This is a genomic window from Robertmurraya kyonggiensis (genome assembly GCF_005116465.1).
GTDB classification, from domain to species: Bacteria; Bacillota; Bacilli; order Bacillales; family Cytobacillaceae; genus Robertmurraya; species Robertmurraya kyonggiensis.
The window spans coordinates 236,628-246,377 of record NZ_SWBM01000001.1; the positions used below are offsets into that span (position 1 = coordinate 236,628).

A 9,750-nucleotide genomic window follows, 5' to 3' on the forward strand; every position below is an offset into this window, starting at 1 on the left:
GAATTGGATGTTTTCTTTAATTTGACGTTAAATGGATTGGCGACGGGCATGCTCATTTTTCTATTAGCTGCAGGGCTAACGCTGATTTTTGGATTGATGGATGTATTGAACTTTGCCCATGGAGGATTGTTTGCCTGGGGAGCTTATAGTGGCACGTGGCTCTATGCTACAACCGGTAGTTTTATCATCGGCATTCTCGGTGCCGTGGTTACGGGATTAATTTTAGGGCTGATTACAGAACGGGTCATAATTAAGCCAGTGTATGGTAATCATGTGCAGCAGATTTTAATTACTCTCGGTCTCATGCTTGTTTTATCTGAATTATTAAAGGTCGTTTGGGGACCGAATCAGCTTTCCGCAACGGCACCTGATTTCTTAAAAGGAAGCTTTGAATTAGGCGGAATCATTATTATTAAATACCGTCTATTTATCATCGCTGTTGGATTCCTTGTGTTTGTAACTGTTCAATATGTGTTGAAAAATACAAAAATTGGTCTTGTCGTTCGCGCTGGGGTTATGAACAAAGAGATGGTGCAAGCGCTTGGAATCAATATTAAGAAAGTCTTTATGCTTGTCTTCATGGTTGGTTCTGGAATGGCCGCGCTTGGTGGAGTTCTCCTTGGTCCATATTCAGGTGTTATTCATGCAGAGATGGGCATGGAGTTTGCGATTCTCGCCTTTATTGTCGTTGTTATTGGTGGAATGGGAAGTTTCCCAGGCTCTATTTTAGCAGCCATTCTCGTTGGTTTATCTGGATCCTTTATGGCCTATTATGTGCCTGACTTAGCGCTTGCTGCAAACATGCTGTTAATGGCCGTTGTACTTATTTTTAGACCACAAGGCTTATTTGGGTGGAAGGGGTGAGAAAAGTGAAATCAATATTTGTTCAAAGAAAAAACATTGTTTATACATTCATTGCGATTTTGCTTATCCTTTTTCCATTTATGAATGATTCTCGCTCGATGATGATTCTGTTCACTCAAGTATTTATCTTTGCGATTTTCGCCATGAGCTATGATTTATTGTTGGGATTCACAGGAATTGTTTCGTTTGGTCATGCGATGTTCTTTGGAATTGGAGCATATGCAGTCGGGATCTTTATGAAACAATTTGAACCCACCTTACCTTATTTCTTACTGGCCGTCGTCATAACGATTCTCATCACAGCTATTGTTAGTTATGTAGTAGGATTATTAACTTTACGATTAAAAAGCCATTTCTACGCTATGCTCACATTAGCCTTTGCCAGTTTGTTTTTGGTATTGGCTGAAAAATGGCGCACATTGACCCATGGAAATGATGGTTTTACTTTTAGAACGCCTGAATTATTTCGAGATCGATTAGATTTTTACCTCATCTGTCTCGTTTCCATGATTGTCGTATTTTTACTCTTAAACCGCTTTACAAACTCACCTCTAGGAAAGGTGTTACAAGCAATTCGGGAAAATGAACAAAGAACAGAATCCTTAGGCTATAGCGTTATTCAATACAAAATTATTGCAAGTGTTGTCTCAGGTGTTTTGGCCGGATTTGCAGGGATCCTTTACTCCGTATCGTTGCGCTTTGTGAACACGAGTGTATTTACGATGGACATTACGTTAGATGCTCTCTTAATGACGATAATTGGTGGTGTTGGTACGTTAATCGGAGCGATTATTGGCGCAGGATTGATTGAATTTGCTCACCATTGGTTAACCGAGCTTGCAAAGGTTCATTGGATTTTCGAACGTTGGATTATCTTTTTTGGCATTATCTATATTCTTGTTGTGATGTTTTTCCCACGAGGAATTGTCGGGACAGTAAGGAATATAAAGATGAAATCGAAAAAGCGTGTAATCGAAAAATCAGAGCAACAAAAGGCAGCTGGTTAAGGAGGAATGGATATGGAGCAATCACAAATCGCTTCATTTATTATTCGATTTCATTTAGCTGAGTTTGATAAGGAATCGAATAAAAAGAGCTGGCGAATCAAAGTCACACATGTACAAGAGGATGAGGAAACCCTTTTTGAAACGATTGAGGAAGCGACACTTTTTATGAAGAAAATTGTCGGGGAAGCTTGAAGCTGAGGTGAAGGGAAATGACAATTGGAATCTTGAGTGTCGCGACGTATATTCCGGATACTTTTATGACGGGAAAGGAAATCGCAAAAAAAGCAGGGATTCCACATGAAATTGTGGAAGAAAAGATGGGGATTAAATGTAAACCGATTCCAGGTATGGATGATCATACTTGTGAAATGGGGATAAAGGCTGCTAAAAAGGCAATAGCGCGGGCGGGAATTGATCCGTTAGAGATTGATTTGATTATAAATATTGGAGAAGAACATAAGGAGTATCCTCTATGGACTGCCGGAATTAAGCTTCAAGAGGAAATCGGTGCCTATAATGCCGTGGCCTTTGATGTTGCACTAAGATGTGGAACAACAATTATGGCTTTAAAGATTGCGAAGGATATGATGAGTTCAGACCCTAAGCTGGAAACCGTTTTACTTGCAGGGGGCTATCGAAACATCGACTTTATTGATTACGAGAATACAAGAACTCGTTTTATGTTTAATCTTGGTGCAGGCGGTGGAGCGATACTGCTACGAAAGGGACATAACAAAAATCGACTCCTAGAAACAAGCTTGATCACAGATGGAAGCTTTTCTGAAGATGTAGTAGTTGTAGCAGGGGGAACAAAGAATCCACTTACAAAAGATAATCTTCACCTCCATCAACTTGATGTCTTAGATCCTGATGGGATGAAAAATCGACTGGAACAGAAGTCGATGTCCAATTTCTTGAAGGTTATTCGCGAGTCATTGAAAAACAGTGGGTATTCTGAGAAGGATATTCAGTATGTGGGTCTCTTACACATGAAAAAATCAGCCCATGAATATGTATTAAAGGAATTAGGTTTGTCTCTTGAGGATTCTATTTATCTAGAAAACTACGGTCATATTGGACAAATTGATCAAATTTTATCTTTAGAGCTTGCGGAACAGGAAGGTAAGTTGAAGGATGGCGCTATCGTTGTCTTAGTAAGTGCAGGAATCGGCTATGCATGGGGGGCAACAACAATTCGTTGGGGAGAGGGAGATTAGGATGACAATGGGTGTGCAGGTGGAATTGAAAAAAGTATTGTTGTCAAACGGTGAAACATTGACATATCGAGAAAGAGAAGGTGGAGAAAAGAAGGTTTTGCTCATTCATGGCAATATGACCTCCTCGAAGCATTGGGATTTGGTCATTGAAAACATGGAGGCCTCTTTTAAAATCTATGCGGTGGATTTAAGAGGGTTTGGTGGGTCCACCTATCATACTCCCATTCAATCAATTAAGGATTTTTCAGAAGATGTGAGGCTCTTTGTTGAGGCTATACAGTTGACTGATTTCTCGATTGTCGGTTGGTCAACAGGTGGAGCTATCGGCATGCAATTTGTTGCTGATTACCCCGGTGTTTGTGAAAAACTTGTCCTTTTAGCCTCCGCTTCAACAAGAGGTTATCCATTTTATGGAGTAACAGAGGATGGTCAAGTTGACTTGAACAATCGACTCCAAACGTATGAAGATGTGAAAAACGATAGCAAAACCTTGGCGATTCAAGGAGCGTATGATACGCAAAATCGTGAACTGTTGAAAGCGACTTGGAATGCGTTGATTTACACAAAAAATCAACCAAGTGAAGAGCTTTACGAGGAGTATGTTGACGATATGCTGACACAAAGAAATTTAGCAGAGGTGTATCATGCGCTGAATACTTTCAACATTAGTTCGGTGAACAATGGTTTAACAGAAGGGGAAAATCAAGCCAAAGATATAATCATCCCAACACTTGTTCTTCGAGGTGAACGTGATTTGGTTGTTGTTAAGCATATGGCAGAAGAGATTATGCAGGACTTAGGAGAAAATGCTCGTTTTATAGAATTAAAGGATTGTGGGCATTCTCCTCTCGTAGATGATTTAGAACAATTGTTACAGGAGATAACTGATTTCTTATCTTAATGGAGGAAGGACTATGAGATTAGCTGAAAAGGTAGCGATAATTACTGGAGGAGCAGGGGGAATTGGCTTCGCTGCAGCAGAAACCTTTGCTCACGAAGGGGCAATGGTAGCCATTGCTGATTTTGATGAAGAGGTTGGTGGTGGAAAAGCAAATGAACTACAGGAAAAAGGCTACGATGTAGCGTTTTTTCAAGTAGATGTCTCGGAACGAGTCAGCGTTGATGAGATGGTGCAAAGAGTACTAGACCGTTTTGGTACGATCGATATTCTTGTCAATAATGCGGGAATTACAAGAGATGCGATGCTTTCCAAAATGACTGCGGCTGATTTTCAAAAAGTAATCGATGTAAACCTGTCGGGCGTTTTTCATTGCACACAAGCGGTTCTCCCTACTTTGGTGGAAAAGGGAAGCGGCGCGATTATCAATACGTCTTCCGTATCAGGTGTCTATGGAAATATTGGACAAACGAATTATGCGGCTTCAAAAGCAGGTGTGGTAGGAATGACAAAAACATGGGCAAAGGAGCTAGGCCGAAAAGGAATTACGGTTAACGCGGTAGCGCCAGGATTTATTGAAACAGGCATGACCGCAACGGTACCTGACAAAGTTATTGACCAAATGAAACAGCAGATTCCACTTGGTCGGCTTGGGGCACCAGAGGATATTGCTAACGCCTATTTGTTTTTAGCTTCTAATGAAGCAAAGTATATAAATGGGATCACCTTACACGTGGATGGTGGGATTAGAATGTAATACTTTAAAAGTAGCCTTGGGCTACTTTTTTTTTCAAAATATAAGAAAGCATAAATCTCGACTTTGAGAATTGTCTAGCTCCAGGCGCCAACGGCTCTCGGGTCTGGGCCAATCCGTCGAGAAGGTTAAAGAACAACCTTCTCGACGGCTCGTCTTATGCTTGTCGCCGTTAGGCGGGCGCCTTGCGCTTTTCTTAATTTGTAACTTCCTTGTAACCACTCGTCGATACAATCAATCCATCAAGAATGAAGGAGAGATTTTGGTGAGGTGGGAGCTTGACTGGCTAGCAAATAAAGCGAGATTAACACCAGATGCAGTAGCAATTATTGATGCTGAACAAAAGAAACATTGGACTTTTGCCGAACTCAATCAGTTATGTGAGAATACGGCAAATTGGTTATATAAACAAGGAGTAAAAAAAGGCGATCGCGTTGCCCTTTTTTCACCAAATGATATTAGCTATTTTCAATTGCTTTGTGCCTGCCTTAAGCTTGGGGCAATATTCGTTCCGATAAATTGGAGATTGTCCTTTCATGAAATAGCGTATATTTTACAGGATTGTTCACCAAAACTAGTTGGCTATCACAAAAGCTTTCAAGAGAATATGGAAAATGAAATATTTAAACTATATCGTTCCTTTCAAGTAAATCAGAATGTAGAAAAAGAAAGCCAATATCCAGCAGAACCTATCCACGAAAGAGATCCGTTAGCGATTATTTATACAGGAGGTACGACTGGAAACCCAAAGGGAGTCGTATTGTCTCACCGATCGATCATGTGGAATGGGATAAATACGATTATTAGCTGGAATTTAACAAATGATGACACGACGCTAACATATATGCCTCTTTTTCACACAGGAGGTCTAAATGCGTTATCGATTCCTCTTTTAATGGCAGGGGGAAGGGTTGTCATCGGTCGAGAGTTTATACCTGCAAAAGCGATACAATATATCAATGACTATCAATGCACGATTGTATTGCTTGTACCTACAATGTATCAAATGATGATTGAAACAAACGAATTTCAAACGAGTACCTTTGAATCGATGAAAACCTTTTTATCAGGGGGTGCTCCATGTCCGTTAGAAATATATGAGGCTTTTAAAAGAAAAGGAATTTTATTCAAAGAAGGCTATGGACTGACAGAAGCTGGTCCGAATAATTTTTTCATTGATCCCCATGTTGCTATGGAGAAGCTAGGTTCAGTTGGAAAACCAATGATGTTTAATACGATTAAATTGGTAAAAGAAAACGGAAAAGAAGCAGGTGTGAACGAGGTAGGAGAGGTGCTGATAAAAGGAAAGCATTCCTTCGAATATTATTGGAACAATAAACAGGCGACAAAAGAAACGATAGAGGATGGCTGGCTTAAGACTGGTGATTTAGCACGAATGGATGAAGAAGCCTATTTTTATATTGTTGGTAGGAAAAAGGATATGATTATTACGGGGGGAGAAAATGTCTATCCTTTAGAAGTGGAGCATTGGCTAGCCTCTCATCCTCAGGTGGATGAAGTAGCGGTTGTTGGATTGCCAGATAAAAAATGGGGAGAGATGGTGGCTGCCTTTGTGGTACTAAAATCGGGTGAAGAAACTGAAAGTGAAGATTTGAAAACATTCTGTTCTTATAAATTGGGAAAATATAAAATTCCAAAAGTGTTTTATTTTGTAAGTGAGCTTCCAAAAACGCATGTCGGTAAAATTGATAAAAAGCAGTTAAAGAAAATGGGCTCAAATATAAACGAGAAAGCGTGAAGAAAGAATTTTCACGCTTTTTGTGTTTTAATAGATGAATAGTTTTAAAATTTGGAGGACGATTATGATCGAAGCAGTGATTCATGGATTGATTTTAGCATTTGGACTTATTCTGCCTTTAGGGGTACAAAACGTATTTGTATTTAATCAAGGAGCGATTCAACCTAAATTCTCAAAAGCGCTGCCTGTCATTATTACCGCGTCGCTTTGTGACACGTTACTTATTTCATTAGCAGTATTGGGAGTGTCAGTTGTTGTTTTAAGCTCGTATTGGATTAAAACGATCCTTTTTGTAGGTGGGATCATTTTTCTTATTTACATGGGAATCGTCGTTTGGAGAAGCAAGCCTACACAGCTTGATGGAGAGCAAACGTCAGTTTCACCGAAAAAACAGATTCTCTTTGCAATGTCGGTTTCCTTGTTAAATCCACATGCGATCATGGATACGGTCGGGGTAATTGGAACTAGCTCTATTAAGTATGTAGGAACCGAAAAATTCGCCTTTGCGATTGCTTGTATCATAACATCATGGATATGGTTTGCTGGACTTGGGATTGCAGGGAGACTTGTAGGCAACCTAAATAAATCAGGGAAGTTCTTGCTTATCCTAAACAAGGTTTCAGCCATTATTATGTGGGGAACAGCTATTTATATTGGGCTATCTCTTTTTGGGTAAAAAAATCGAGCCATAGATGCTCGATTTTTTTAATAGGCGTGTTGTTCCTGAACTAGTTCCTGAGATAGAAAAATCCCAAAAATAAAGTTAAGTATAAATAATCCTATCAACAAAAGAAGCACGAATTGAAAGTTGAGTAGCATGACAACGGGTGAAGCAATACTTGCCCCCGTTAATAAAACAAATGAATAGATAGTGAGGGCTTTGGCTCGGTGTATGCCCCCTAATGTACCAACTAATGTGATAACAGTAGGGATCAATAGAGAAATTGAAGCAACAAATAAAATCGATAGTGTCATTAGGGCAAACCAACTATGAAAGAGGCTCATAGAAATGAGACTTATCATCCCAATAACAAAACCTGTAAACATGGTCCGTTCTATCCCAAATTTCTCAATCAGTTTCCCGGTAAATAGGGAAAGGACGGCTCCAGTCAACCCAACAGCACGAAGGCTAAATAGCTGTTCTGGTTGTCCTCCGAAATAACGTCCAATTCCATCATAAAGGGCAACGAAAGAAAAGAGCAATGTGAAGGTAATTCCGTAGCATTTAAGTAATGTTCTATTTTTGAATAAGGAAGTCATGATGGATAGGGTAGCACGATTATTAAAGTGTAGTATTTTGGATTTTGGGAGGACGATAAGACTAAGAATAAAAAGAATAAAGTAGCTAATCGCAAAAAAATAATAGACATTATTCCATGTAGACAGAGAGGTAATTGAAGAACTGATTAATTGACCGAGAATTCCCGCCATTAAGAAGCCTGTGTTTATAAAAACAAGTAAGAGGGTTCTTGTTCGTTCAGTATAGTGATCAAAGATAAGTGCGAAAGCAACAGGTGCGAAACTTCCTAGCGTTAGCCCCTGAAAAGAACGTGCGGCGTAGAGGCCGATAGTAGTATCCACTAATCCCACCAGTAAGGTTGAAATAGCTGAGGCTAACATCCCAATTATGATGATTCTTCTTCTTCCGAATTGGTCAGATGCTGGACCGAAGTAGAGAAGCCCAACCGCGTAGCAAAGGGAAAATAAACTTCCAGCAAAGACGACATGGTTTTCTTTAATCTGTAAGGAGTGAGAAACAGTGTCATAAATGGGGATTAAGGTATAAATATTGCTGGCAATAAAAACGCCAGTAATGATGAGTAAAACCGCTGTGTATCTTAATCTCGTATCCACATATATCACCCGCCTATGCCATAGTATGCAAGTACTGTGGCATAGGTAGGTTGTATAAGCAATTGAATATTATTTCAATCGGAATCCTTCTTCTTTCAAATACTGGGCTGCTTCATTATAGGAAGGAAATGTTCCATCAAGATTTAATCCAGCATAAACATTCCACATCTCATCTTCATAAATAAGAATAAGGGTGAAGTTATCTTCGTTAATCCAATATTCTTCTTCCTCAGATTCTCCGACTATCGCAGACTCGATGTTTGATCGTGGGGCTAGTGATTCAATGGATTGTTCAATAATTTTACGAAGCTCTTTTGCTGAGTATTCACGGATATTGACCATTCCTTTTTGGTCTGGTTCATATTCATCTAAGTATTCAGCATAGACAAAGCCATTTCCATTGGGATGTAAATGGTAAACAACAGTCTTTTTATCATAATCACTTTCTTCATAATGAAAATTAACACGACCTAGAGATACATCACGGCGAGTTAATTGAGGGAACGATTCAATAATTTGTAGCTTTTCTTCAAATGATAGCATGGTGCCTCCACTAAAATTGGATTTTAATTTCGTTTCATTATACCATTAGATTTATGCTAACAAAAACAGAGAACAATAGAGGAGCCAGTAAAATGTCAGATGGCCGTAATCGTAAAGATATTAAAGAAGGACTAGAAGTTGAAATCGTCTTAAAAAAAGACCAAAGAACAGGAAAACTAACAAAAGGAACAGTCAAAGACATATTGACCAACTCCTCCTCCCATCCCCATGGAATCAAAGTTCGACTAATCGACGGACAAGTGGGGAGAGTACAATCGATTATTACTGATGGGAAATAGTGTAGTCGATACATTAAAGCTAATTTTAGGCAGATTTTTTGATTTTCGACAGGTGTACCCACTTAACCGGAGAAATTCCGTTTATTTTAATGGATATTAAGTGAAATTGGCGGAGATTTTCCGCTAAATAACCTAAAAAGCCTTAAAATCATGAAAAATGTAAAGCTTAACCGGAAAAATTCCGCTTATTTATTGGGAAAAAGGTGAATTTCTTGATTTAGCCGGAATTATTCCGTTTATTTTTCAATGCAATAAAATCAACACCCACATTTAACAGAGCTAATTTTTAAAAGAAAGATTTAACGAACAATTTTTAACCAGAGTTATTTTACATAGGTGAATTTTGAGATGCCATCATTATATTTTATTAGTGTGAAATTCATTTTAAAATGCAAACTAAGTTGATTGGAGCGGAAATCAACTCGAAAGAGGGAGTCCAATCTATAAAAAACTCTTTATCAAAAGGACAATTCAAATAGATAGTCCTTTTTTTGATGCATAAGTTTTTATCGAGTCGAATAGCTTTTATCAACTAAATCAGGACAAGCTTTTGAA

The 9,750-nt window shown here is 38.9% G+C and carries 11 protein-coding genes; 9 read left to right on the forward strand and 2 right to left on the reverse strand.

The genetic code is table 11. The annotated features are described in order from the left end of the window. The first annotated feature begins 3 nt into the window (after positions 1-3). From FA727_RS01270 to FA727_RS01305, 8 genes are all read left to right on the forward strand, one after another. The gene (locus FA727_RS01270) at positions 4-864 is read left to right on the forward strand and encodes a branched-chain amino acid ABC transporter permease (protein WP_136828932.1); all 861 of its coding nucleotides are present in this window, start codon (positions 4-6) and stop codon (positions 862-864) included. A 5-nt stretch (positions 865-869) separates the two neighbouring features. Then, on the forward strand, positions 870-1,871 hold the full coding sequence (locus tag FA727_RS01275) for a branched-chain amino acid ABC transporter permease (protein ID WP_246041650.1): 1,002 nt from the start codon (positions 870-872) through the stop codon (positions 1,869-1,871). A gap of 12 nt (positions 1,872-1,883) precedes the next feature. Further along, positions 1,884-2,063, forward strand: coding sequence for a hypothetical protein (locus FA727_RS01280; protein WP_136828933.1), 180 nt, complete (start codon positions 1,884-1,886; stop codon positions 2,061-2,063). Positions 2,064-2,080: 17 nt separating this feature from the next. Then, positions 2,081-3,088, forward strand: a complete 1,008-nt coding sequence (locus FA727_RS01285; protein WP_136828934.1) for a 3-oxoacyl-ACP synthase — start codon at positions 2,081-2,083, stop codon at positions 3,086-3,088. 7 nt (positions 3,089-3,095) lie between these two features. Then, on the forward strand, positions 3,096-3,989 hold the full coding sequence (phaZ, locus tag FA727_RS01290; protein ID WP_136830982.1) for an intracellular short-chain-length polyhydroxyalkanoate depolymerase: 894 nt from the start codon (positions 3,096-3,098) through the stop codon (positions 3,987-3,989). Positions 3,990-4,002: 13 nt separating this feature from the next. Then, positions 4,003-4,743, forward strand: coding sequence for a 3-oxoacyl-ACP reductase FabG (fabG, locus tag FA727_RS01295; RefSeq protein WP_136828935.1), 741 nt, complete (start codon positions 4,003-4,005; stop codon positions 4,741-4,743). A 262-nt stretch (positions 4,744-5,005) separates the two neighbouring features. Then, the gene (locus FA727_RS01300) at positions 5,006-6,499 is read left to right on the forward strand and encodes an acyl-CoA synthetase (protein ID WP_136828936.1); all 1,494 of its coding nucleotides are present in this window, start codon (positions 5,006-5,008) and stop codon (positions 6,497-6,499) included. A gap of 64 nt (positions 6,500-6,563) precedes the next feature. Continuing rightward, the gene (locus tag FA727_RS01305) at positions 6,564-7,175 is read left to right on the forward strand and encodes a LysE/ArgO family amino acid transporter (RefSeq protein WP_136828937.1); all 612 of its coding nucleotides are present in this window, start codon (positions 6,564-6,566) and stop codon (positions 7,173-7,175) included. A gap of 29 nt (positions 7,176-7,204) precedes the next feature. On the opposite strand, the gene FA727_RS01310 is transcribed toward FA727_RS01305, so the two are convergent. Together FA727_RS01310 and FA727_RS01315 are read right to left on the reverse strand one after the other, a co-directional pair. After that, positions 7,205-8,353 (reverse strand): MFS transporter, encoded by a 1,149-nt coding sequence (locus tag FA727_RS01310; protein ID WP_136828938.1) that lies wholly within the window; start codon positions 8,351-8,353, stop codon positions 7,205-7,207. 69 nt (positions 8,354-8,422) lie between these two features. Continuing rightward, positions 8,423-8,896, reverse strand: coding sequence for a hypothetical protein (locus FA727_RS01315; RefSeq protein WP_136828939.1), 474 nt, complete (start codon positions 8,894-8,896; stop codon positions 8,423-8,425). Positions 8,897-8,988: 92 nt separating this feature from the next. Here FA727_RS01315 and FA727_RS01320 point away from each other — a divergent pair, with 92 nt between their 5' ends. After that, on the forward strand, positions 8,989-9,195 hold the full coding sequence (locus tag FA727_RS01320) for a YwbE family protein (protein WP_136828940.1): 207 nt from the start codon (positions 8,989-8,991) through the stop codon (positions 9,193-9,195). Positions 9,196-9,750: the final 555 nt, after the last annotated feature.

Coding starts and splice junctions, on each gene's coding strand:
- FA727_RS01315 (WP_136828939.1), bottom strand. CDS start 8,896: ATGCTATCATTTGAAGAAAAGCTACAAATTATTGAATCGTTCCCTCAA.
- phaZ (WP_136830982.1), top strand. CDS start 3,096: ATGGGTGTGCAGGTGGAATTGAAAAAAGTATTGTTGTCAAACGGTGAA.
- fabG (WP_136828935.1), top strand. CDS start 4,003: ATGAGATTAGCTGAAAAGGTAGCGATAATTACTGGAGGAGCAGGGGGA.
- FA727_RS01285 (WP_136828934.1), top strand. CDS start 2,081: ATGACAATTGGAATCTTGAGTGTCGCGACGTATATTCCGGATACTTTT.
- FA727_RS01305 (WP_136828937.1), top strand. CDS start 6,564: ATGATCGAAGCAGTGATTCATGGATTGATTTTAGCATTTGGACTTATT.
- FA727_RS01320 (WP_136828940.1), top strand. CDS start 8,989: ATGTCAGATGGCCGTAATCGTAAAGATATTAAAGAAGGACTAGAAGTT.
- FA727_RS01280 (WP_136828933.1), top strand. CDS start 1,884: ATGGAGCAATCACAAATCGCTTCATTTATTATTCGATTTCATTTAGCT.